Below are 23,406 nucleotides of genomic sequence, written 5' to 3'. Positions count from 1 at the left end.
AACCGGGGTCAGAGCCCAAATTTTGGCAATATCTAGCGCGACATTTCCAAAAACCGGGCTCTAACCCCGGTTTTAGGCAACTTTCGCGCGCTTGGGCTTCGCTTTGGCGGCCGCGTTGAGCGCCGCCGCCGCGCGGATGAGCGCACGGAACGCGGTGGCGTCGAGTTGCTCGCCTTCATGGATATCGATGGCGCGGCGCGCGTTGCCGTCCAGGCTGGAGTTGAACAGGCCGGCAGGATCGTCCAGCGACGCACCTTTGAGGAAGGTCAGCTTGACGTGCGACTTGTACGATTCGCCCGTGCAGATGATGCCCTGGCTGTTCCACACGGGCGTGCCCATCCACTTCCACTCTTCCACGACGTCGGGCACCGCTTCCTTGATGAGTGCGCGGACCCGGGCCAGCGTCTCGCCGCGCCAGCCGCCCAGGTCGGCGATGCGGCGGTCGATCAGTGCGGACGCCGGCAGGTCCGCGGACGCATTCTCCTGCTTCATGTCTTCTCCTTGGGCTTAGTCGCCGAGCTTCGCCAGCACCTCGTCGAGGGCGGTGGTGAATTTGTTCCAGCCATACTTCGCGCCATTGTAGGCCGCGTCCTGGCCGGGCTGGAAGCCCGTCTGTTCGACCTTGAGGTGCGTGCCCGCGCCCGTCGGGGTCAGGGTCCAGGTGACGACGCTGTCGAGGCCCATCGCGGCCCACGTGTACGACAGGGAACGGTTCGGCTCGATTTCCAGGACCTCGCAATCGACGGAACCCCAGTCGGCGCTGAGCTTGAAACGGTGGTTCAGGGCAGGCACGAAATCGTTCTTCATCAGCCATGCCTCGATCAGGTGCGGCTGGGTCAGTGCGCGCCAGATCTTTTCCGGCGGGTGAGCAAACTCGCGTTCGACGGTGACCGTGCGCGTTTGGAGCGAGGTATCGTTCATTGGTCCATCCTTGTTAACAGGTCTTCCAGGTCATCGAACCGGCTCTCCCAGAACCGGGCCATTTGATTCGTCCAATCGGTCAACGGCGCCAGCGCGTCGAGCCGTGCGGCGTAATGCGTCTGGCGTCCTTCATGCCGGTCGCGCACGAGCCCCGCCTGTTTCAGCAGGCCCAGATGCTTGGACACGGCCGGCTGCGAGATGCCGGCCCCGGCCGTGAGGGCCCCGACCGTCTGCTCGCCGTTGCGGCACAGCGATTCGAAAATGGCGCGCCGCGTCGGGTCGCCGAGTGTCCGGAAAAGAATATCGTGGGCGTCTGTCATGGCTACTTATAACCAGTTGGCTATGGGTTTAATCATAACCATCTGGTTATGAGTCGGTCAAGCGCTTTTTTGATGATCCGGCCGCAGCAGCACGGCGCCGGCGGTCCGCCCTGTTTCCATCGCGGCATGCGCCTCGGCCGCGCGTCCCAGCGGCAGGGCCAGCCCGACCGGCACACGCAGCCCGGCCGCCAGCCGCGCCAGCGTGGCTTGCGCGCCCTCTCGGTACAGCGCGGGCTCCGTCATGAACTGCATCACGCTCGGGCGCGAGAATGCGATCGCGCGCGACTTTCCGATCTGCATCAGATCGACCGGCTCGATGCTGCCGCCGGCCTGGCCGACGCTGGCCGCCATGCCGTACGGGCGCACGGCGTCGAAGGTGCGCAGCAGGGTCGCGCCGCCGATGCCGTCGATGGCATGGTCGACGCCGCGGCCGCCGCCGAAGTCGCGCGCGGCCGCCACGAAATCCTCCTCGCGGTACAGCACGACACGTTCGGCGCCGTGCGCCAGCGCGAGCGCCGCCTTGTCGCGGTTGCCGACGGTGCCGATGACACGCGCGCCCAGCGCCCGCGCCCACTGGGTCAGCACGAGGCCGAGACCGCCGGCCGCGGCATGCACGAGGACGGTGTCGCCGGGACGGAGCTGGCGCACGTGCGCGAACAGCATGTGCGCCGTGATCCCGCGCAGCAACGCACCCGCGACGGCATCCGGATCGACGCCGTCCGGTACGACGACGAGGCGCTCGGCCGGCACGTTGCGCACCGCCGCGTAGGCGCCCATCAACCCCGTGTACGCGACGCGTTGACCGACGCTGAATCCGGTGACGCCGGAACCGAGCGCCTCGACGACGCCGGCGGCTTCGACGCCGGGCGTGAACGGCAGCTGCGCCAGCGGATACAGCCCGCTGCGGTGGTACACGTCGAGGAAGTTCACACCGACCGCCAGCTGGCGCACGCGCACTTCACCGGCAGCCGGCGGCGCGAGCGCGATCCGCTCGACTTCCAATTCCTCCGCCCCGCCCTGGCGGTGGATGCGCACGTGTTCGATCAATTCATCCATATAACCTCCTGATGTGAGAGGCCCCATGGTAGATTGATCAAAAATCGTCCGAAATCCCTAAAAATCGTCAGTGACCGTGCAAAAATCCAGAGGTCAATCCGAACAATCCGAGCCAGGCACCCTCGACTGGGACGACATCCGATATTTTGTCGAGCTGGCGCGCCAGGGCACGCTGAGCGGGACGGCGCGCATGCTGCAGGTCGAACATTCGACCGTCGCGCGACGCATCGGCATGCTCGAGGCGCGCCTGGGCGTGCGCCTGTTCGACCGTCTGCCGAAAAACTGGGTGCTGACCGCGGAAGGCGAGGAATTGCTGGCCCAGGCACGTCGCGTCGAAGACGAGGCGCTCGCGTTTGCCCGCGCCGGCACGGGTGCCGCCACCTTGCGGGGCATCGTGCGGCTGTCGGCGCCGCCGGTCTTCGCCAGCGCCTTCCTCGTGCCGCGCCTGGGCGCATTGCGCGCGCGCTGGCCCGCGATCGCGCTGGAAATCATCGGCGAAGTCCGCCAAGCCGACCTGTACCGGAACGAGGCCGACCTCGCGCTGCGCATGGCGCGGCCAAGCCAGGGCGGCCTCGCGGCCCGGCCGCTGGCGCAGACCGGCTACGGCTTGTATGCGGCGCCCGGCTGGTTCGAGCGCCCTGCACAGGAATGGGAATTCATCGGCTATGGCGAATCGATGAAGGAAACGCCCCAGCAACAATGGCTGGCGAAATTCGCGGCCGGGCGCCCGTATGCCTTCTGGACCAACGACGCGGCCGCCATGCTGGCCGCGTGCCGCGCCGGACTGGGCGTCGCCGTGCTGCCGCACTTTCTCGGCCGCGGCGATCCGGCGCTGGTGCTGCATCCGGAATACGGCCAGGTGCTGAGCCGCCCGCTGTGGCTCGCGGTGCACCCGGACGTGCGCCGCTCGCCGCGCGTCACGCTGATGGCGGACTTGCTGGCCGCCCTGCTGCAGGAACACGCGGCCTTGCTGGCCTAGCGTCAGTGCACGACGCTCGGATTCGGGTCGATGGGCGGCTCGTCGTTCTGCGGCGTGCGGATCGGCGGCTGGTGCGGATCGGCATTCTCGAACGGGTCGGCTGGCGGTTCTTCGACGGGTACGGGATCGGGAGCACGGTGGGCTTCGTGCCGGACCGTACGCCGCGTCGCGATCAGGTCTTGAATCATGGGAGGCTCCTGCGGAACATGCCAAAACATTACCATGGGCAGCGGTTTGCCGACGCGCGCCTGGAGGGAACGTCAAAAACCTGCTGCGCGTTGCAGATTTGGCGGGGGCGCCGAGCCCTGTGATGCTCGGTGTACTACTCGTACACCTGCGCTTCTCGGCCAAATCTGCTACCGCTCGCGACGGTTTTTCGAGGTCCCCTGGATTACAATGGCGGATTCGACAGAAAGAAAACCGAGGAATCTCATGTTGCCGACTCCCGTCGTTGCCGCCGTTCTCACGCCGCTCGTGCTGTGGCGCATGTACAGCCGCATCAAACGCCTGACGACCCGCCAGCGGTCGAAGACGTGGCGTCACCGCACGACCCTCGTGTTCTTCCCGCTGCTGCTCGTGATCCTGGCCGTCGTCAGCATCAAGACGAATCCGTTCGCCCTCGCGGGCCTCGCGGCCGGGCTGCCCGTCGGTGCCGTGCTGGGCCGGATCGCGATCGGCAAGACGCGCTTCGAACAGGTCGGCGCCGACTTTTTCTTCACCCCGAACGCACCGATCGGCCTCGTGGTGGCTCTGCTGTTCATGGGCCGCATGGCCTGGCGCGCCTACGAGTTCTACGCGCTGGGCTCGTTCGCCCACCACGAGTTCGTGTCGAGCCCGCTGACCCTCGTCATCTTCGGCGTGCTGGCCGGCTATTACATGAGCTATGCGTTCGGCCTGCTCTCCTGGCGCAAGCGCACCGCGCCGGCCGTAACGAACCCCGCCGTAACGAACCCCTGACCTGTACCGCATGAGTCTTACCACCCTCGCCCTCATCGCCCTCGTCCCCCTGCTCGTCTGGCGCATCTATTCGCGCATCAAGAACCAGATGACGCGCCAGCGCTCGATCGTGTCGCGCCACTACACGGGCCTGATCGTGTTCGCCGCGCTGGTCGTCGTGCCCGGCACGGAAGTCGTCGACCGTCCGTTCCAGCTAGCCGCGCTTGCCGCCGGCGCCATCGCCGGCATTGCCCTCGGCAACTACGGCCTGCGCCGCACCCGTTTCGAAGACACGCCCGAAGGCTATTTCTTCACGCCGCCGTCGCGCATGGGCATCCTCATCGCCATGCTGCTGGTGGCGCGCGTGATCTACCTCGGCATCGAGATCTACATGAACCAGGGCAGCAACCAGCCCAACCCGCGCTTCTCGGACAGCCCCGTCACCATGCTGTGCCTGGGCATGACGGCCGCCTATTTCGCCACGTTCTCGCTGGGCCTGATGCGCTGGCGCCAGCGCATGCGCAAGGACATCGGCGACATGTGATTCGTCCGCCGGACGCGCGCCACGTGCGACCGGCATCGGCACCTCTTGATCCACATCTGATCAGCCCAGCCGTTTGTCGCACTCCAATACATGATGCATAACCCTGCGGAGAATGGCCGCCGGGGGCCGCGCGTCGTATTGACATCCTTTCATGGCTCCAGTCACTTATCTGGAGCACATATGGTTCTCGCCCACCTGACCCGGCACTGGATCGCCCGGCGTCATTACCCGTTCGCCTCCTGGGCCGCCTGCATCGCACGCAGCCTGCGGGTCCTGCTGTTCCGCCGCGCCCATCTGGAATTGCTGGCCATGGACGTCTACCGCAACTACGTGACGCAAGTCCACGACGACGTGTTTCACCACCTGAGCCACCGGAACTATCTTGCCAAGGGACTGTCGTTGCGCCAGCGCGTGCGCTGCGTCCTCACGCATTACCGCTTCGAGGACGCCACCTTCGACGCCGCCTATAAACACGCCGTCTACCGCGACGGCGGACTCGTGCTGTGGCGGCGCGACGGGGACGGCGGCCAGGTCGAGGTCAGGCTCGGCATGGCGCAGCGGCTGAACGCGGAAGGCGACCTGACCTTGTCGCTGCTGGCCGACGGCAAGTGCGTGCACCGCCTGTCGTTCAGCTGGGTCGACGAGCGCTTCGCCGGCACCGCCGAGCTGGGCGGGCCCGGCATGCTGCCCTTCATCGCCCGCAACCAGGGGCCGCGCACCGGCGCGCACGATGCCGTCGACGCCTTCAGGCGCGCCTTCCCGCACAACTCGCCCCTCGTCACGACGCCCGGCTTCTTCTGCTTTGCCGCCCTGCAGGGCATCGCGCAGGCGCTCGGCATGGACCAGGTGATGGCCGTCAAGTCGGCCTGGCACTGCGCCTACGATGCTTCCGCCGAAAAGCATTTCGCCAACGCCTACGACGGCTTCTGGCGCATCCTCGGCGGCGACGAACTTCCCGGCCGCGCCTGGCATATCGCGCTGCCCTTCTATATGAAACCGCTGGCCGACATCCCGTCCAAGCACCGCAAGCGCGCGACGTTGCGGCGCGAGCATTGGCGCGTCATCGGCGAATCGGCACGCGCGGTGCTGCGCCGTCACGTAACGGCACCGCAACCGCGCACCGCGGCGGACGCAACCGCGCCGCCGTGAACCGCGTGTCGCGGCCGCACAAACAAAACGGCCGGCGCACACCTGCACGCCGGCCGCCGCAGACCTCGCGGGAGTCAGGGTCAGGCCGCCTTCTCGTCGTCCCCGTCGCGCCGGCGCTGCAGCACGAAGATCGGCTGCGCCCACTGCATGTCCTTCTTCTTCTTGCTCGTGATGAGCGTGAGGTCCGAAGGATCGTAGACGTCCGTGTTGTGCGTCAGCGGCGTCGTCATGAGGTATTGCGCATCGGTGTTCTTGAGGAACTCGCCGACCAGCTGGATGTTGCGGATGTCCAGGTGGGCGAACGGTTCGTCGATGAACACGAAGCCGCCGGAGCCCTCTTCCGACTTCAGCAGGCCGATGAGCAGCACGAGCGATTTCATCACCTGCTGGCCGCCGGACGCCTCGCCGTCGTTCATGCCGATCTGGCCCTTGCCGTCGAATTTGAAGCGCACGTGCAGGCCGGCCTGCGCCAGTTGCACGTCGTCGTTCTCCAGGCGGACCGGGTCGACCGAGACATCGATGTTCGCCAGCTCGCCCAGTTCGCGGATGTTCTTGGAATAGGTCTTGATCGTGTAGCGCAGGCGCTCGATGTACGCGCCGCGCGCGTTGTCCGTCGCCTCGATCGCGCGGTTGTTCTGGTAGCGGCGCTCTTCCGTCTCGACCTGGCGCCCGGACAGCTGGTCGTTCAGGCGCCCGTACTGGTCGATGACGGTCGGGTCCTGCTCCCAGTCGGGCCGCGCGAGCGACGCATCGAGGGCATTCATGCGCAGCTTGACCTGGTGCGCGTTCTGGTGCGTCGCGACGAGCGCCGCGCGCTGCTGCGCGCTGCGCCAGGTCTTCGGCACGTGGCGCCAGCTGCGGCGCAGGTTCAGGAGCTCGCGCGCATGCTCGCTGCGCTGCTCGATCACGCGGCGGTTGTTCAGGCGCATGCCCGCTTCCGCTTCCGACAGCGCCATGCGGGCGTTCTGCCAGACGGTGTCGGCGCGCGTGCGCGTGACGGTCGCGTTCTTGATCAAGACCTGCAGCTCGCCCAGGCGCGCGCCGACCTGCAGGCGCTCGGCCTTCAGCGGTTCCAGCGCGCGCGTGGCTTCCTCGAATTCGGCCTGGCGCGCGGACAATTCCTTCGCCGCGTCGACGCCGGCGATGCGCACGCGCAGCGCCGACACTTCCGCCGCCAGCTTGCTGATCGCGAGGGTCAAGCCGTCTTCCTGCGCTTCCAGCGACGGCAGCGCCTTCTGGATGGCTTCCAGGCGCTGCGTCTTGCCGGCCGCGCCGAAGCGGTAGCGCGACGGCTCGACGAACAGCGAGCGGCCGCCGCGGCGTTCGCGGTGATACGCGTCCGGCGTGATCCACTCGTCGGCGTCGCTCTTGAAACCGGCGTCGACGGAATCGACGCGCTCGATGCGTTCCAGCTGGTCGATCAGCCAGGACGGCGCTTTCGAGCTGAAGCGCACGACGGACAGCAAGGTATCGTCCTTCACGACCGGCGCGTCGACGCAGTCCGGCACGATGAAGTGGCGGTAGCGCTCCTTCTCCGCGAGTTTATAGGCGGCCGGCGCGTCCTTCGCGCGCTCCAGCAGCACGACGGATGCGTAACCGCCGAGCACGCCCTCGACGGCGCCCTGCCATTTCGGGTCTGTCACTTCGACGATGTCCGACAGCATGGCATGCGGGATGCCCGCATCGCGCAGCGCGCGGCGCATCTGGCGCTGGGCTTCCGGCTCGGGCATCGTCGTCTTGCCCTGCAGCGCGGAGATCGTCGCCAGTTCGCCGGCGATTTTTGTCGCCAGCGCTTCGCGCTCGGCCTTCTTCTTCGCCAGTTCCGCCTCTTTCGCTTCCAGCTGGGCCGCCACTTCCGCGATGTCGGCGCCGGCGTCCGCCGCCAGTTTATTCAGGCGTTCCTTTTGCTCGAGCAGGCTTTCCAGCGGCTTGAGTTTGGCGTTCACCTGCGTCAGGCGGCCCGCCAGTTCGTTCGCTTCCTGTTCGAGCTTGACTTCCTGCTGCTGCGCTTCCGTCAGCGCGCGCTGCTGCGCGGCCAGCGCGTTACGCTTTTCGGAGAGAAGGCTATCGGCCTGCATCAGCGGCTTCTTCGCCTCGCGCAGCGCGCGGCTGACGTTCGCGGCCTTCTCGCGGGCCTCGTGGTATTCGAGGCTCGGCAGCACTTCCTCGACGAGGGCGCGGCGTTCCTTTTGCAGGTCTTCCCACTGGTGGTAGTTGGCGACGCGCAGGCGCAGGCCCTCTAAGTTGATGCGCGACGTTTCCAGTTCGGCTTCGAAGCGCTTCAGCTCCGACTCGGTGTCGCGCTGGTGGCGCTTCGCTTCGTCGTACGCGTCCAGCACTTCCTTGTCGCCGAACACCTGGAACACGAGGTCCAGCAGCTGGCGCGGCGCGTATTCGCACAACTTATCCGTCTCGCCCTGCTCCAGCGCGAGCACCTTCGACATCGCGGGCGACAGACCGGCCGACGCGAGGCGCTTGCGGTAGTTCTCGACGCCGAGCCAGTCGGTGGCTTCCGTCACTTCCTCGATCTGGATATTCCCGGGCCGCATCAGGTACTGGCGCTTCCAGTCGCCGCCGTTCTTCTGCACCTGGCAGAACAGCGTGACCTCGTCGTCGCTGAAGAAGCCGGAATGGCGGAACGGGCGGTTCGACAGCTGGCGGCCGGACGGCTTGTTGTCGACGACGGCGCGCAGCCAGGCGCTCTGCTGGCCCGAGTGGCGCGCATAGTGTTTATACGTGCGGCCCATCGAGCAATCGAGGCCGAACAGCGTGCGCAGCGCGTCCAGCAAGGTCGTCTTGCCGGAACCGTTCTGGCCGGCGATGGTGATGATCTTGGCGTCGAGCGGGATGTTCTTGATGCGCTGCCAGTAGTCCCAGTGGACCAGCTCGAGTGATTTGATGTGGAACATGCGGGTCTCTTAGGCTTGGGGCGTATCGATGTCGGTGTCGGCGGCGACGTCCGGCGCGGGCTGCGGCTCGTCGTTGGCCGCTTCGCTGACGTGGCGGCGCGGCGCGGCGGCCAGCGGTGCGCGCTTGAACACGTCGGCCAGCGCGCCGTTGATGATGCGTTCCTTGAGCACGTCGGTGTCCATCAACAGGTCGAGCAGCGGACCTTCCAGGATCACGTCGCCGCGGCGCTCGATGAAGCCGAGCTTCGACAGCAGGCCGAGGTTCATGTCCATGCGGGTCTTCTTGCCCAGCTTGTCGCCGAAGTCGGCGAGCAGCGTCGTGTACGAGATGCCGATCGAGGTGTCCTCGGCGCGCGGGATCGGGTTGTCCTTGTCGAACATGTCGGACTGGTCGACGTCGATCGCCTGGTGCGTTTCCTGGCGCTGGCGCTTGGGCAGGATGATCTGCGCCCACAGCACGACGAGCAGCGCCACGCCGTCGCGCGTGAGGCCGAAATTATTGTTCTGCCAGATGTCCTTGGCGCCGAAGATCTTCGGTTCGACGTTGCGGTGCAGGGCCAGGGTGACGTGGTCGGCGTAGACGTTGTCGAGGAGTTTGAGGCCGCATTCGAGCAGCCGCTTGTCGATCTCGGCGCGGAACTGGTCGTCCGACAGCGCGCGCTTGACCATCTTGTCGTCGCGGCGCAGGGTCTGGTGCGTGAGCAGTCGCGCGATCAGGATTTGTGCATCGTCATTCATCTTGCGTCTTGCTTTCCGGAGTACTCGGTAGATCGAGATTCAGTGAGAGGGTCGCGCGCGAGATCGCCGCGATGTGCGGGTCGTCCAGCGGCACCATGTCGTCGGCCGAGTCGAAGCGCACGGGCAGGCGCGCCAGTTCGGCGGTCGGGCCCTGCAGGTTCGCTTCGGCCGGATCGCCCAGCAGCGGCAGCAGCGAGGCGCGGTACGACGCGACGGCGAAGCTGGCCGGCAGCAGCGACTCCTGGATCGGCACGCTGCGCGGCGCGCCTTCGGCCATGACGGGGAAGTTGTCGACGTTGGCGAAATCGGCCAGGCGCTGGATCCAGTCGTCCAGCTCCGCCTGCATCGCCGGGTTGTCGTTGATGGTCAACGGCGCGTCTTCTCCGTTCGGCAGGCCGCCCGGTGCCGTGGGCGCGACGCGTTCCATCATGAGTTCCGTCTCGGCCACGTCGATCATCTCGGCCGGCGTTGCGAACAGCGGCACCACCGGACGGTCGATCGCGTCCTCGGCGAGGCTCGCGAGGTCGTCGTGCGCGAGCAGCCAGCGCTTGATGTCCGTCGTCGACAGGCCGGACTGGCCCAGGTGCACGCGCTGGCGCTCGATCTGGTTCAGCGCGCGCGAGAACATCCCCTGCATGTTCAGCAGTTGCGACTGCGCGCGGCCGATCGCCTGGGCGGCGCGGTGCGTGGCCGAATCGGCGCGCTCGTCCGACGTGATGGCGCGCAGGATCACGGAGCCCTTCTCGACCCAGTCGCACGCCATGTGCCACTTCGCCTGCGACGCGCGCAGGCGGAATTCGGAACCGGACGCGATGGCGTCGCGGAATTCCTCGTGCAGCTCGACGAGGCGGCCCAGCAGGTGCTTCAGCTGGTCGACGGTGACGCCGCCGACGGCCTGCGCGCCCGCGACCTGCGACAGCAGGAAGCCCATCTCGGCCTCGTCCTCTTCCGGCTTGCCGAGCGCCAGCAGCGTGTCGAGCGCGGCCAGCACATTGCGCGCCAGCGGCGTGATGCGGTAGACGGCGGCCGGGTTGTCCCACGCGAGCAGGCCATGGCTGCGCAGGCGGCCCAGCACCGTTTCCAGGCTTTCCGGGATCAGGTAGGCGAACTTCGTGTTGATGTCGGCGCGCGAAAACGCGGAGTCCATCGCGTCGGACGCGAGTTCGCGCAGGACCAGAAGGCGCACGATGACGCCGTCCTGGGAGCCGTGGAACAGCGCCGTGAACGCCTGCAGCATGGGCTGCGCGCGCTTGAGGTGATACACCTGCTCGATCTCGTCCGGCGCCACGCCCTCCTGGAAGTGGGTCTGCAGCGGGTCAAGCTCTTCTTGCGCTGGGGATTGGGAGTCGGCGGCGGTTGCTGCCAGGTTGTCGATCATCGTAAGGCTTACCAGTCTGCTGTCGCGCGCGGCCTTCTGGGCCACGGGCGCGGGGGCGTCAGTATAACAGTTAAGGCTTGGCAACTAATACGGAACGGACTCACGGGTTTCACATCTGGCGAATATGCAACGGAATCGAAACGGCGCTTGACTTGCCAAGTTTGCAACGTCAGGCGCGCGCCCCTCGCAGCCCGGCAGCGCGATAATGAACGTTGCGATATTTGCATCATCACATCACGAGGAGGAACGCCATGCAACGCACACTTGCGGCCGTCGTCCTGGCCGCCTGCCTGACCCCGGCCGCCGCCTTGGCGGCGGCACCCACCCCACACCAGCAAAACGGCATCGCCTACATCAACGGCGGCATTGGCGAGGAAGAACAAGGCGCAATGAAAGCCCAGCGCGCCGACTACAACCTGCTGCTGACCTTCGCCACCCAGCAGAGCGGCGCCTACCGGTCCGACGTCCAGCTCGACATCATGGACGCCAAAGGTACCAACCTGCTGAGCCTGGCGAACACGGGCCCGATGTTCTTTGCCAAGCTGCCGCCGGGCACTTATCGGATCAGCGCGGCGGCCGAAGGCAAGACCTTTAAACGGACCGTCAAGGTCGGCAACGCGCCCAAGGAATTGGTCTTGCATTGGGAAAACGACAAGCCGGAGGATCCGGGTCCGGACCAATAAGTTGCAGGGCGGGCATTTGAGGCCGGGGCCTCAAATGAAACGTGGCCACGCGTCACGCCGCCACATTGCATACGTCACGCGTGGGCACGGGTGCCTACCCTACGGAACGACGTCCGCCAGGCGCCGCACGAGGTCATCCATCCGCTCGCCCGGCACCTGGGCATAACCGAGCAGCAGCCCACTGCACGGCGGCCCGCCCGGCAGCGCATGCGTCGACAGCGTATTGACGGCGATGCCCTGCGCGCGTGCCCGCCGGGCGATCTCCACGTCAGGAAGACCATCGTCCGGCAAGCGCAACACCAGATGCATGCCGGCCGAAGCGCCCTCCACGACAACGCGATCGCCCAGGTGCCGCGCGACCGCATCGACCAGCGCATCCCTCCGCTGCCGGTACAGCCGGCGCATGCGCCGCAGGTGCAGCGCGAACTCGCCGCTGCGCAGGAACTCGGCCAGCGCCAGCTGTTCCGCCGTGCGCCCCGCGGCCGACGACTGCGCCCGCATCGCCGCCAGCGGCAGCGCCAGGCCGGCCGGCACCACGAGGAAACCGATCCGCAACGCCGGGAACATCGTCTTGCTGAACGTGCCGCAGTACAGCACGGGCGCGTCCTGCACGAGGCCCTGCATGGCCGCCAGCGGCGGGCCTTCGTGGCGGAATTCGCTGTCGTAGTCGTCCTCGACGATCAGCGCGCCGGCCGCGCGCGCGCCATCGATCAGCGCCAGGCGCCGCGCCGCCGACATCACCGCGCCCACCGGATACTGGTGCGACGGCGTCGTGTAGATCAGCTTCGGACGGCACGTCGCCCAATCGTGCACGGTGGGCGCCATCCCCTCGCCGTCGATGCCGATGCCTGCAACAACGAGACCCGCGCCGCGGAACGCGGCCAGCGCGCCGCCGTAGCCGGGGTGCTCGATCCAGGCGACGTCTCCCGCGTCGGCGCAGGCATGCGCGCACAGGTCGAGACTGGACTGCGTGCCGTCCGTGATGAACACCTGGCCCGGTTCGCACACGACGCCGCGCGACGCGCGCAGGTAGTCCGCGATGGCCGTGCGCAGCGCCGGCTCGCCGGCCGGATCGCCGTAGTTCAGCTGCGCGGCGGAGAGGCCGCGCCAGGCACGGTCCAGCAGGCGGCGCCACTGCGCCAGCGGAAAGGCGCGCAGGTCCGGCATGCCGGGCGTGAACGGCAGGCCGTCGCCGGCGCTGCCGTTCACGATGCGCAGGTTCTGCGCACGGCGCGCGAGGCCGGCCTGCGGCACGTCCGCCGCACGGCGATGCGGCGCGGGGGCGATGCCGGCAACCACCGTGCCGCGCCGGTCCGGAATCACGAACCCTTCGCAAGCCAGCTGCTCGTACGCATACAGCACCGTGTTGCGGGCGATGCCCAGTTCCTGCGCGAGCGCGCGCGTGGCCAGCAGGCGCGTGCCGGCCGCCAGCGTGCCGTCGCGGATCGCCGTGCGCAGGCATTCGTGCAGCAGGCGCTGGCGCGGCCAGGCATGACGGGCGTGGTCGCGGCCGAACGTCTCCAGCAGCAGCGCGTAATCCATCGTGGCTCCATGAAATCGTGTGCTCCTGGATCTGTTCCTAGAGCCATCCCGGACATTATAGTGCGGCTTCCACCCTACTTTCGAGGCCAATGAACACTGCTCCTTCCACCCGCACCCAGGTCAAGCGCGGCGCGAACAAAGCGTCGTACGACCCCGCCGTGTTGCACGCCATCGTCGATGCCGCCTACATCTGCCAGGTCGCGTTCGCCGATGCGCACGGCGTGCATTGCATCCCCACCGCCTGCTGGCGCGGCGGCGACTCTCTGTACATCCACGGATCGAACGGCAGCCGCATGCTGCAGTGCCTGACGGCGCAGGATTGCTGCGTGACGATCGTGCATCTGGACGGCCTCGTGCTGGCACGCTCCGCCTTCAGCCACACGATGAACTACCGCAGCGCGATGGTCTATGGCCGGTTCGAGGTCGTCGGCGAGCCCGCCAAGCGGCAGGCGCTGGAAGCGTTCATGGAACACCTGGCGCCGGGACGGCAGGCCCAGGTCCGGCCCGGGAACGACAAGGAGTACGCGGCGACGACCGTGCTGCGCATCCCGCTGGCCGAGGCGGTGTGCAAGGTCCGCAGCGGCCCGCCCGCGGACGACGAGGAAGACATGGGCATCGCCGCCTGGGCCGGCGTGCTGCCGCTCGCGCAGGCGCGCGGGACGCCCGTGCCGGACCCGCAGTGCGCGGTGCCGGCGCCGGAGCACGTGCTGGCCTGGGCTACTTCTTGACGATCTTTTCGAGCGTCTGCTCGACGTAATCGCGGTCGCTGTCGGTGAAGCGCAGCTTGACGGGATACCACTCGTGCCCCGGCGCCAGCCAGATGTCCAGGGTCTGGTCCTTCGATCCCGGCGGCGGCGCGCGCATCACGTGGACGGCCTCCACTTCGCCCAGCGAGGCTCCGGCTTGCACCTTCTCCCGGCCGACGACGCGGAAGGTCCACGGGTCGGCGTCGCGCGGGCCGACGACGAAGAATTGCCATTCCGAGCCCGGCTTGAATTTGTCCTTCGCGGCGCGGGCGACCGCCACCAGCTGCCACGACACCGACACGCGGTCCTGCTCGCCACCCTTGATCGGATAGCTCTTGTCGCCGTCGCTGAAGGTGATGGTCTTGTCGCCGCGGTCGAAGGTGGCGGTCGTCGGGTCCTTGCGGAAGCGCTTGTCGTAGTACTCGGTGGGCGCGAGGCCCCAGTTGTCCACGATGCCCGTGCTGCGGTTTTCCGTCAGCTTGCCCAGCAGCGCCACGCGCGATTCGGCGTTGATCGAGTATTTGCTGTCGTTCATGCGCCAGGTGAGCGTCGCCTCGCCGCTCAGATTGAAGCCGCGCTGGCGCGCGCCGATGGAATAGGTCAGGTCGGCCGACGGCGGCAGGTCGAACGGACGCTTGATGGCCGGATGCTCTTCCGCCGCGGCCGCCGAGCCGCCCGCCGCCAAGGAGACCATCACTGCGAATGTCCCCGCGCCTGCCAGTTTCAACACATTCTTCATATATCAGCTTCCTGCTTGTTGGATCACGATGTTGTTCACGGTCTGGGTCGTAACAGCCCCGCTCGCTTCGACGTTGCGGATCTGTACCGGATACCAGCCATAGCCCGGCGCCAGCCACAATTCCAGGCGCGAGTTGTACGAGCCGGGCTTCGGTGGACGCACCAGGTGCCAGGTGGCGATGCGGCCCAGCGGTGTGTCGATCTGTTCCTGCCCAGTCACCGTGAACGTAAAAACGCTTGCGTCGCGGTCTTCGCCGACGAGGATGTCGATATTTCCCGACAATTGTTTCGGATCGCCGCGCGCGATGGCCGCCAGTTGCAGCGGCACGCTGGCTTTATCTTGCGCGCCCGGCACCAGCGGATACGTCGCGGCCGACGCCGAAAACGTCAGCGTGCCCTGCTGGCGGTTGAAATGCGTCGCCGTCATGGCGCGCCCGCGCCGCTTTTCCGTCATCAAGGTGGGGACGAATCCTTCGTCGCCCACCGTGCCCTCGCTGGTGAGGGTGAGCAGGTTCACGTGCGCGAACACCACGCGGATGCCCGCCTCGACCTTCACGCGGTAGCCGGACGGCGTCACCCGCCACGACAGCAGCGCATCGCCGCTCCACTTCGTACCGTTCGCGTCGGTGCGCGCGACGTCGAGCGTGATGTCGGCCGACGGCGGCATGTCGACCTTGTAACGGCGCGCTTCCGGCGCGGCCGGGGGCGGTGCCGCTGGCGCATCCGTGCCCTGTTTCGGCGATTGTACGGCGAGCGCGCCGGCGGCGGCGCCATCCTGCCCCGTTTGACGTCCGGCGGCGTCATCGGCGGCGATACCGTCCGATTGCGGCGTCAGTGCTTGTGTCGCGCCGGTTGCCGTTCCGTCGGGCGTCCCCGGTGCCGGCGCAGCGTCATCCGGGCCCGGCGGCGGCGCGGCGGAGACCACGGGCGCAGGCGGCACCGCGGGCACGGGCGGCGGTTGAAGCACGGGCTGCGGCGGCGGCACGGGCGGCAGCGGACGGGGATTGGGTGCCTCGACCAGCTCGGCCGTCATGGACGGGCGCGCCATGCGCACGGAACGGTCGGGCACGCGGCCCACCTGACCGGCGAACCAGACGAACACGAGCACGTGCAACAGGATCGTGAGCGCGCCCAGCACCAGTTGCCGGCTGCGGCCGTGGTTCTTGGCATAAGCGGACCTCATCCGCCTAGTGTAGCCGGTCCGCCCGGCGCACGCGTGCCATTCCCTGCATCCGCATCTATATCCGCTCTTATTTATCTGTTACGCTAGCGGCGACCAATTCAGGAGACCACCATGCTGAAACCCTCCGCCCCCATGCCTGGCATGACGGACACGCTGGACTTCGTCAAGAACCTATGGGGATCCATGCATATCCCAGGCACAGGCCTGCCCGGCATGGCCACGCCGCCGATGTCGACCGATGACCTGGACAAACGCATCGCCGACCTCAAGGCGGTCGAGTCCTGGCTGAATCTGAATCTCACGATGCTGCGCGGGACCATCCAGGCCCTCGAAGTGCAGCGCGGCACGCTCGCGACGTTGAAGTCGATGGGCGCCTCGATGGCCGAAGCGATGCGCCAGTCCGGCGTCAGCGCGGAAAAGATGGCCAACAACCCGTTCGCGCCGTTCTTCGGCGCGCAGGCCCAGGGCGGCAGCGCCGGCGCGAAGGCACCGGCCGCCAAGCCGGGCGCGCCGACGCCACAGCCCGCGCCGCCCGCGGCGGCGGCGGGCGGCGGCACGGCACAGCCGGGCGCGGCCACGCCGCTGCCGTCCGGCGCACCGGACGCGCTAGGTAACGCGGCGGCGATGGCGATGCCGGCCGCCGTCGCGTGGTGGAATATGTTGCAGGAACAATTTACGCAAGCAGTCGCCAGCGCGATGGCGCCAGCGGCGGCCGCGGCCGTGCCGGCGGCGGATGGCGCGCGTGATGCGCCGAAAGCGGAGGCGCCCAAAGAGATGCCGAAGGCCAAACCGGCGGCAACGAATGGCGGCGACGCGGTCAACAACGGCAAGACGCGCACGAGCCGCACAAAAACCGACAAACCCTGATTACACCACCTCGGCGATCGTCCCGCTGTCGGCCATCGGCTGCAACTGCGCCAGCTGCTCCATCAGCTGCGCGAACCGCTGCTGCCCCGGCAGCAGCCGGTCGACGTGGTGCAGCACGTCGTACGCTTCGGCCGACAGGGACGCATCGTAGCCGTGCTGCTGCAGGTGCGAGACGAGGATCTGCGCCGCGTTGAACAGGATACGCTGGTTGTTCGGCACCTTCTTGCGTGCCTCCCGCATCCACTCGACCGCGTCCTTCAGTTTGCCCGTCTTCCACAGCAGCACGCCCTGGTTCATCAGGTCGGTCGCTTCCTTCTTCGACGCGCGGATGAACTCCTGGCCCTCGTCGCCGAGGCGCGCCTTGTCGAAGATTTTCTGCACCTCGTCCAGCAGCAGCGGGTTGTCGTGGTTGTTGCGGATCACGTAGCACAGCAGTTCGGTGGGCGCATCCTTCACGCCCACGGCGAACAGCAAGGTCGCCAGCTCCAGGCACGTCGGGATGTCGGGGCGGTCTTCCGTCGCAGTCAATAACGCTTCCAGCTCGTCGCCGGCCTTGCGCGCGCGCCGGTAGTCGCCGCTCTCGTGGTAGACGAGGCCCTCCGTGATCTTGGAACGCAGGGCGATGTCCGGAAAATCGGCCGCGAATTCGCGCTGGACCTGCAGCAGCAGCTGCAGCGCCTCTTTGGGATCGTTCTTCAGGCCGCACACGCGCGCAAGACCCAGGTAGGCGTCGGGCGTCTTCATGATCGAATACTCGCCGATCGCGATGCACTTGCGGAAGGCCTTCTCGGCCATCTGCACATTGCCCACCTTGAGCGCCACGTTGCCGAGATTGCGCTGGCGCGGCACGGAGTTCGGCGACAGCTTGGCGGCCCGTTCGAGAATCGCGCACGACTCTTCCAGCTTCCCCAGGTTCTGGTAGGCCAGCGCGAGCTGGTCGTAGGCGTCGATGTAGTAGCGGTTTTCCGCGATCACGCTCTGGAAGGCCTGGCGCGCCTGTTCGAACTCGCCGTTGGCCAGGCGGATCTTGGCGATGCCGGCGCGCGCCCACTGGTACTCGCGCTGCTCCAGCACGCGCTCGTACACCTCGCGCGCGCGGACCGGCTCGCCGCTTCTCTCCATCAGCTTGGCCTTCATGCGCAGCAGGTCGATCTCGTGCGCCTTGTGCGCCTCGATGGCCGCGTCGCACAGCCGGGCCGCGCGCAGATAATCCTTCTCGGCATAGGCCTGGTCGATGAGGCGGAAGATCTGCTTCTTGTGCCACACGCGGTTCAGCCGCGAGAGCAACACGCCTTCCGTGATCGGCTTGATCAGGTACGCGTCCGGCTGGTGCTCGGCCGCGCCCATCACGGATTCCACGCTCTTTTCGGCCGACACCATCAGCCACACGGTGCTCGGATTGACGAGGTTGCGCACGCGCGCTTCCTCCAGCACCTGCTGGCCGTTCTTGCCGTCGCCCAGGTTGTAGTCGCACAGGACGACGTCGTAGCGGATGCGCGCCAACAGGCCCATCGCCTCGCCGCCGGACGACGCCTGGTCGATGTTCTTCGCGCCCAGGCTGCGCAGGCTCTCGCGCAGCAGCTGGCGCACGCCGACGAAGTCGTCGACGATCAGGTAGTTCTTGTCGGCCCAGTCGATCTCGCCCACCGCCTTGACCGATGCATTCGCGGGCGCGTTCATGGCAGGCACAGGATGAAGCAGCCGCCTCCGTAGCGGCCGCCGTTCTCGAGACGCAGCGTGCCGCGCCGCTCGCGGTGGCGGTGCATCTTCGCGACTTCGCTCGAAAAATACAGGCCCAGGCCCGTGCTGTTGGTCAGGAAGTTGATGCCGCCGGCTGTTGCCCCATCCTTGTCGCGCGTGGCGCCGGCACCGGCCTTCAGCAGCGCGGGCGGATAACCGGGGCCGTTGTCTTCCACGCGCAATTCGAGCCAGCCATCAACGGTTACGTGGATCGCCAGGCGCACGGTGTCGCACGTGTAGTGGATGGCGTTGTTGATCGCATGCGAGAGCACGCCCGCGATCAGGTCTTCGTCGAAGTGCCAGACGAGCTCCGGATCGTAGTCCAGCTCCAGCTTCAGGCCGCGCGATTTCAGCAGCACGCGTTCCGCCGCCACCACCTGGTCGACCAGCTGCCCCAGTTCGAGCGGCTGCACGTCGAACGGATACGCGGGCGTGCCCACCTGCTTGTACAGCGCGAGCAGCTGCATCAGGTTGTCGTTCAAGCGCTTGGTCTGGTACAGCATGTGCGCCATCTGCGTGTACTCGGGGTCCGTCTGCGCGGAATGCGCGACCAGCAGCCGCTCCAGCGTCCCGGACAGGACACTGATCGAATTCTTCATATCGTGCGCGGTCGAGGCGAGAAACAGGGACAGCTCTGGCGCGTCGGGGGTGTCGTCCATGTCCGGTTTGTGTGTGAAATGTTGCTCCACACACATTATACCTTTGAAACTTTCAGTTTCCCGAAAGAAATCAATTTTCAGGCTGCGGACCCCGCGGCGCGCGGCGCGCGCGCAACACGAAGCGGGCCGGATCGAGGGCGTCGACCAAGCTGGATTCGAGCGGCAGCGGCTCGCCTTCGATCTGCGCGGCCAGCAATTCGGCCGACAGACCGGCCCAGATCAGGCCCCGCGACGCATAGCCGAGCAACCCGTACAGGCCGGGATGGCGCGGTACGTCGCGCAGGCGCTCGGTGGTGCCGGCGGCATCGAAATCGGGCAGGCGGCCGACGAGCGGCAAGCGGTCGGGCGCGACGCAGCGGAAACCGACTCTTCCTTCCAGCGGCGCATCCTTCGCGGCGTCCGGGTCGGACAGCAGGCCGCGCAGGCGCTCGATGTTTTCCGCGTGGCTCTCGGGCGACAGCGCCGGATCCGGATCGGCGTCGTAGGTCGCGCCCGCGCTGCACACACCGCCGATCGGGGGCGTCAGATAGGCTTCGCGGCACAGCACGACGGGCAGCTTCGGCACCATGTGGGCCGGCACGTGCGAGACCTGCCCGCGCAGCATCGTCAACGGCAGTTGCGCGGCTTGCGGGACCTGCGCGGCGCCGGCGCCGTTGGCCAGGACCAGGTTCGGCGCGCACGCCACCGTGGCGCCCTGCGCGTCCTTCAGGCGCCAGCGATCGCCGTCGCGTTCGATGCGTACGTCGCCCACGCCGAAGCGCCGCTCCAGGCGTCCGCCGCACGCGGCCAGCATCGCCTCGCACACGCTGCCGGGGCGCGCCCAGCCGCCGCCGCGGAACAGCCAGCCGCCGTCCGGCGCCGGCAGGCCGAGCAGCGCTTCCGCCTGCGGCCGTTCGAGCCATTCGGCGAAATCGGGAGGGAGCGACTTGTCGGCCGCGATGGCGCGCTGCACGTCCGCGTGATCGGGGTCGCGCGCCAGCTGCAGCACGCCGCAGGTATCGCCCTCGATGGCGCGGCCGATGCCGCCCAGCCGTTCCCAGTGGCGCAGCGCGTACAGGTAAGCGGCGCGCGTCAGGCGCGTGGGCACGTTGTCGTCCTTCGACAGCAGCGGCATGAAGATGCCGGCGCGGTTGCCCGACGCTTCCATCGCGGGCTGCGGCTGGCGGTCGACGACGGTCACCTGCCAGCCGCGCGCGCACAGGCGCTCGGCCGCGGCGGAACCGGCGATGCCGGCGCCGAGCACGATCACGCGCCGCTCGGGCGTCGGCGGTGCCGGCGGGCGCGGCTTGCGGCTGGCGAAGCGCGCGTGGCGGCCGTCGGCGTCGAACTCGAAACCCTGCGCCGTCAGCGCGGCGACCTGGTCCGGGGTCAGCCCTTGCGCGAGCAGGCAGGCGTTCTGCGCCGCCACGCGCGCGACGTGGCGCGCGAAGCCGGTGCCGGCGTGTCCGATGTCGTGCAGGCGGAACATGTCGACGCGCGCCGTCAGCTGGGCGAGCGCATCCTCGAGCGGTGCGCTGATCAGGTCCAGCGTCACGCCCGGCTCCGCCTGCGGCATGCGGTGAAAGCCCGGCAGCAGGTGGTCGCACAACGCGATCACGTGCAGGTTGGGCGAGCGTTGCGGATCGGTGCGCCAGACGTCGGTCAGGACGCGGATCGCGGCGCCGTCGCCATAGTGCGAATCGAAGACGGTAAAGCGGGCCCGGTTGTGCCACGCTTCGCGATAATCCATGACATCACCTCCGGCGGCGGCACAGGCAGGCGCGGTCGTGGTCGTCCACCATGCCGATGCCCTGCATATAGGCATACACGATGGTCGAGCCGACGAATTTGAAGCCGCGTCTGGACAACTCTTTCGAGATGCGGTCGGACAGGTCGGTCCGGGCCGGCCGTGCGCCATCCGGCCAGTCGTTCACGATGGGCGCGCCGTCGACGAAGGCCCACAGGTAATCGTCCAGCGTCAGCCCCTGCTCGCGCAGGCGCAGGTAGGCCTTCGCATTGTTGATGGCGGCCGCGACCTTCAGCCGGTTGCGCACGATGCCCGGATCGGCCAGCAGACCGGCCACCTTGGCGTCGTCGTAGCGCGCGATTTTTTCCGCGTCCCAGCCGTCGAAGGCGATGCGGTAGTTGTCGCGCTTGTTCAGGATCGTTTCCCACGACAGGCCGGCCTGCGCGCCTTCAAGGTTGAGCATTTCGAACAGCGTCGTCTCATCATGGCACGGTACGCCCCACTCGTGGTCGTGATAGGCGATGTAGCGCGGATTGGCCATGTTGGCCCAGGTGCAGCGGGTGTCGTTCATACATCAAGTATAAACCTGCGGCGCCGTCGCGCCACATCCACGCTTTTGTTGTCGGCCAGCCCTGTTCGCGCAAGCGCGCCCGTATTCTGCGTAACGAGGCGGGGCGATTTCGCGGCGCTGCTCGACCAGTGTGCCGGTCCGGCCGCAGGCGCCCGATCGCCGGCGCCCGCGGACGCGGACAAGCTGGCCGACACGGTGGCGGCGCTCGTGGCGGGCAGCCATCGCGAGGGCCGGTCCGGCCTGCGCATCGAGACGGCGCGGGCGGGAAGCCGGGCGCTCCCGCCGCGGCGCCTGCTGCTGCATGCGATCGGTCCGGCAGCCGCCATTACAGCCGGCGTCACGGCCTGCACGCCGCGTCGCGGCGACCCGGCCCTGCCGTGCAGCGACGGCCTGCACGGCAACACACCACGCCGCGACCGAGTACCGCCGCGCATGCGCAATCGCTGGAACACTGCTGCGCCGAGCCGATCGCCCTGGCCAGGGCGCCCGGCAGCCGCGACAACATCACGGCCGTGCTGGCGCTCGTCGAGCGCCAAAGTGTCTCTATTTACACAATGCAAATAGAATTTCTCCAGAGGAATGTAGATTTGTCATTAAGAAAGATGCTATTCTGTAGGAGATCTCCTACTTTATCCTTCCCGAGACTCGTATGGACTACCGCAGTGCCTACATTCGCCGGAACCGAAAAGGGTCGCGCCTGAAAAGACGCATGGCCGCCATCGCCTTCGCCGGCGTGGCGGGCTGCGCTATTCTGTTCGCGCTGGAGATGCGGGAATCCGCCCCGTTGGCGCCGGTCGCGCAGGCTGCCGACGATGCGGCGGCGCTGGCCCCGACCGTGCTGCGCGCCGCGGCGCAGGTGGAAGCCCAGGAACAGCTGAACAAGAGGCGGCGCGTCTATCCCTATTCGATCGTGCCCGGCGGCCTGGCGGACCGCAAGGAACTCGCGCGCGCCATCGTCACGGACAAGGTCGTGGCGGTGCACTATGCCGCCTTCGAGGCGGACAAAGCCACCGTCGAGACGGTCCGCAAGCCGCGCGGCGTGTACGTCTCGTACCGCAAGGGCGACAAGGTGTACTGGACGGCGAAGAAACTGCAGCTGGCCGAAGGCGAAACGCTGCTCTCCGACGGCCGCAGCCAAATCCGTACGCGCTGCGGCAACCGCATTTCCGACGTGCCCCAGCTGCCCGTCGAAGCCCGCGGACCGAGCGAGGAAGAACTCGATTCCTCCGTCGAAGTGGCGGCGGACGGCACCGGCGAAGGCGGTGTGCAACAGGTCGGCTTCGCGGTCGAAGGCAATCCCGCGGGCCATGGCTACCAACTCCAGTCCTTCGGGACCGGCGACACCACGCAACATGGCGGCACGTCTCCGACGCGCACCAGCGCCGCCCTGATGGGCGTGCCCAGCAGCGGCCTCGGCGGCGTCTGGGATCGCGGCATGTTGCCGGTGGCCCTGGCCAGCAAGGTATCGGGCGACACCGCGGGCACCGGCGGATCGGGCACGGGGACGCCGGGCACCGGGACGTCGACGACGGGGACGTCGGACACCGGAACGTCGAATACCGGCACATCCGGCACTGGAACGTCGGGCACGGGAACGTCGGGCACCGGAACTTCGGGTACCGGTACGTCGGATACGAAGACGCCGCCCACCACGACGCCCAAGACCGGCGGTTCGAAACCCGTCGACTCGACCACGGGCGGTACGAAACCGGGCGGTTCGACCACGAGCAAGCCGAAACCCGGCGGCTCGACCACGACCAGTCCGAAACCCGCCGGCACCCAACCGACCTCGACGCCGAACGAGCCGGTCCTGCCCCCGCACGATCCCGAGCCGAAGCCGTCGCCCCTTCCCGACACGCTGCTGCCGCCGACGACGGACCTGCCGCGCCAGACGAACGATCCGGCCAAGACGCCGACGAAGCATGCCAACGTGCCGGAACCGGGCACGCCGTGGCTCGGCGGCGTCGGCATCGCCGCGCTGCTGGCCGCGCGGCGCGCGAAGAAACGGGCGCGGGACTGAG

General features: G+C 67.7%; 23 protein-coding genes. 8 read left to right on the top strand and 15 right to left on the bottom strand.

What is annotated here, in order from left to right:
* Positions 1–72 precede the first annotated feature (72 nt).
* The 4 genes from BVG12_RS22760 to BVG12_RS22745 are packed head-to-tail and all read right to left on the bottom strand — an operon-like array spanning position 73 to position 2,297.
* Entirely contained in the window at positions 73–492 is a 420-nt protein-coding gene (locus BVG12_RS22760) for a DUF1801 domain-containing protein (RefSeq protein WP_075794386.1), read from the bottom strand.
* 15 nt (positions 493–507) lie between these two features.
* Positions 508–921 carry an SRPBCC family protein gene (locus BVG12_RS22755; protein WP_075794385.1) on the bottom strand — a complete coding sequence of 138 codons (414 nt, stop codon included), beginning with the start codon at positions 919–921 and terminating at the stop codon, positions 508–510.
* Positions 918–1,241, bottom strand: coding sequence for an ArsR/SmtB family transcription factor (locus tag BVG12_RS22750; protein ID WP_075794384.1), 324 nt, complete (start codon positions 1,239–1,241; stop codon positions 918–920). The genes BVG12_RS22755 and BVG12_RS22750 overlap by 4 nt, the downstream gene beginning before the upstream one ends.
* A gap of 57 nt (positions 1,242–1,298) precedes the next feature.
* The gene (locus BVG12_RS22745; protein WP_075794383.1) at positions 1,299–2,297 is read right to left on the bottom strand and encodes a quinone oxidoreductase family protein; all 999 of its coding nucleotides are present in this window, start codon (positions 2,295–2,297) and stop codon (positions 1,299–1,301) included.
* A gap of 76 nt (positions 2,298–2,373) precedes the next feature.
* Between BVG12_RS22745 and BVG12_RS22740 the strand changes: the two genes are divergently transcribed.
* Positions 2,374–3,276 carry a LysR family transcriptional regulator gene (locus tag BVG12_RS22740; RefSeq protein ID WP_075796510.1) on the top strand — a complete coding sequence of 301 codons (903 nt, stop codon included), beginning with the start codon at positions 2,374–2,376 and terminating at the stop codon, positions 3,274–3,276.
* Positions 3,277–3,278: 2 nt separating this feature from the next.
* Here BVG12_RS22740 and BVG12_RS22735 read toward each other — a convergent pair whose 3' ends face one another.
* Positions 3,279–3,464 carry a hypothetical protein gene (locus BVG12_RS22735; protein ID WP_075794382.1) on the bottom strand — a complete coding sequence of 62 codons (186 nt, stop codon included), beginning with the start codon at positions 3,462–3,464 and terminating at the stop codon, positions 3,279–3,281.
* Positions 3,465–3,708: 244 nt separating this feature from the next.
* Here BVG12_RS22735 and BVG12_RS22730 point away from each other — a divergent pair, with 244 nt between their 5' ends.
* The 3 genes from BVG12_RS22730 to BVG12_RS22720 all read left to right on the top strand — a co-directional run bounded on the left by BVG12_RS22730 (position 3,709) and on the right by BVG12_RS22720 (position 5,905).
* Positions 3,709–4,233 (top strand): CcdC protein domain-containing protein, encoded by a 525-nt coding sequence (locus BVG12_RS22730; protein WP_075794381.1) that lies wholly within the window; start codon positions 3,709–3,711, stop codon positions 4,231–4,233.
* A 10-nt stretch (positions 4,234–4,243) separates the two neighbouring features.
* Positions 4,244–4,756, top strand: a complete 513-nt coding sequence (locus BVG12_RS22725) for a CcdC protein domain-containing protein (protein WP_075794380.1) — start codon at positions 4,244–4,246, stop codon at positions 4,754–4,756.
* A 180-nt stretch (positions 4,757–4,936) separates the two neighbouring features.
* Complete coding sequence (locus BVG12_RS22720) at positions 4,937–5,905, top strand: DUF535 family protein (RefSeq protein ID WP_075794379.1); 969 nt, start codon at positions 4,937–4,939, stop codon at positions 5,903–5,905.
* Between the two features lie 80 nt (positions 5,906–5,985).
* On the opposite strand, the gene BVG12_RS22715 is transcribed toward BVG12_RS22720, so the two are convergent.
* The 3 genes from BVG12_RS22715 to BVG12_RS22705 are packed head-to-tail and all read right to left on the bottom strand — an operon-like array spanning position 5,986 to position 10,930.
* Entirely contained in the window at positions 5,986–8,814 is a 2,829-nt protein-coding gene (locus BVG12_RS22715; protein ID WP_075794378.1) for an ATP-binding protein, read from the bottom strand.
* 9 nt (positions 8,815–8,823) lie between these two features.
* Positions 8,824–9,552, bottom strand: coding sequence for a hypothetical protein (locus BVG12_RS22710; protein WP_075794377.1), 729 nt, complete (start codon positions 9,550–9,552; stop codon positions 8,824–8,826).
* Positions 9,545–10,930, bottom strand: coding sequence for a hypothetical protein (locus BVG12_RS22705; RefSeq protein WP_075794376.1), 1,386 nt, complete (start codon positions 10,928–10,930; stop codon positions 9,545–9,547). Before BVG12_RS22705 ends, BVG12_RS22710 begins: the two co-directional genes overlap by 8 nt.
* A 251-nt stretch (positions 10,931–11,181) precedes the next feature.
* Between BVG12_RS22705 and BVG12_RS22700 the strand changes: the two genes are divergently transcribed.
* Positions 11,182–11,613 carry a hypothetical protein gene (locus tag BVG12_RS22700; protein WP_075794375.1) on the top strand — a complete coding sequence of 144 codons (432 nt, stop codon included), beginning with the start codon at positions 11,182–11,184 and terminating at the stop codon, positions 11,611–11,613.
* Positions 11,614–11,712: 99 nt separating this feature from the next.
* On the opposite strand, the gene pdxR is transcribed toward BVG12_RS22700, so the two are convergent.
* Entirely contained in the window at positions 11,713–13,155 is a 1,443-nt protein-coding gene (pdxR, locus tag BVG12_RS22695) for a MocR-like pyridoxine biosynthesis transcription factor PdxR (protein ID WP_075794374.1), read from the bottom strand.
* An 89-nt stretch (positions 13,156–13,244) separates the two neighbouring features.
* Between pdxR and BVG12_RS22690 the strand changes: the two genes are divergently transcribed.
* On the top strand, positions 13,245–13,883 hold the full coding sequence (locus BVG12_RS22690) for a pyridoxamine 5'-phosphate oxidase family protein (RefSeq protein WP_075794373.1): 639 nt from the start codon (positions 13,245–13,247) through the stop codon (positions 13,881–13,883).
* Here the strand turns inward: BVG12_RS22690 and BVG12_RS22685 are convergent.
* Positions 13,873–14,640, bottom strand: a complete 768-nt coding sequence (locus tag BVG12_RS22685) for a DUF3108 domain-containing protein (protein WP_075794372.1) — start codon at positions 14,638–14,640, stop codon at positions 13,873–13,875. The genes BVG12_RS22690 and BVG12_RS22685 overlap by 11 nt on opposite strands.
* Positions 14,641–14,643: 3 nt before the next feature.
* Positions 14,644–15,822, bottom strand: coding sequence for a DUF3108 domain-containing protein (locus BVG12_RS22680; protein ID WP_075794371.1), 1,179 nt, complete (start codon positions 15,820–15,822; stop codon positions 14,644–14,646).
* 111 nt (positions 15,823–15,933) lie between these two features.
* On the opposite strand from BVG12_RS22680, the gene BVG12_RS22675 reads away from it, so the two are divergent.
* Positions 15,934–16,689, top strand: coding sequence for a PhaM family polyhydroxyalkanoate granule multifunctional regulatory protein (locus tag BVG12_RS22675; RefSeq protein WP_075794370.1), 756 nt, complete (start codon positions 15,934–15,936; stop codon positions 16,687–16,689).
* Here BVG12_RS22675 and BVG12_RS22670 read toward each other — a convergent pair whose 3' ends face one another.
* The 4 genes from BVG12_RS22670 to BVG12_RS22655 form a co-directional block, all read right to left on the bottom strand.
* A complete protein-coding gene (locus tag BVG12_RS22670; RefSeq protein WP_075794369.1) occupies positions 16,690–18,369 on the bottom strand; it encodes a tetratricopeptide repeat-containing response regulator in 1,680 nt (559 codons plus the stop codon).
* Positions 18,366–19,088, bottom strand: coding sequence for a sensor histidine kinase (locus BVG12_RS22665; RefSeq protein ID WP_075794368.1), 723 nt, complete (start codon positions 19,086–19,088; stop codon positions 18,366–18,368). Before BVG12_RS22665 ends, BVG12_RS22670 begins: the two co-directional genes overlap by 4 nt.
* Before the next feature lie 70 nt (positions 19,089–19,158).
* Entirely contained in the window at positions 19,159–20,817 is a 1,659-nt protein-coding gene (mnmC1, locus tag BVG12_RS22660; protein WP_075794367.1) for an FAD-dependent 5-carboxymethylaminomethyl-2-thiouridine(34) oxidoreductase MnmC1, read from the bottom strand.
* 4 nt (positions 20,818–20,821) lie between these two features.
* Positions 20,822–21,385 (bottom strand): DNA-3-methyladenine glycosylase I, encoded by a 564-nt coding sequence (locus BVG12_RS22655; RefSeq protein WP_075794366.1) that lies wholly within the window; start codon positions 21,383–21,385, stop codon positions 20,822–20,824.
* A gap of 709 nt (positions 21,386–22,094) precedes the next feature.
* Between BVG12_RS22655 and BVG12_RS22650 the strand changes: the two genes are divergently transcribed.
* The gene (locus tag BVG12_RS22650; protein ID WP_075794365.1) at positions 22,095–23,405 is read left to right on the top strand and encodes a PEP-CTERM sorting domain-containing protein; all 1,311 of its coding nucleotides are present in this window, start codon (positions 22,095–22,097) and stop codon (positions 23,403–23,405) included.
* Position 23,406: the final 1 nt, after the last annotated feature.

Origin of the sequence: Massilia putida, from assembly GCF_001941825.1 — a bacterium.
Taxonomy (GTDB): Bacteria; Pseudomonadota; Gammaproteobacteria; order Burkholderiales; family Burkholderiaceae_D; genus Telluria; species Telluria putida.
Note: the sequence above shows the minus strand (reverse complement) of the source record. Positions and strands in the feature narration are given on the sequence as shown.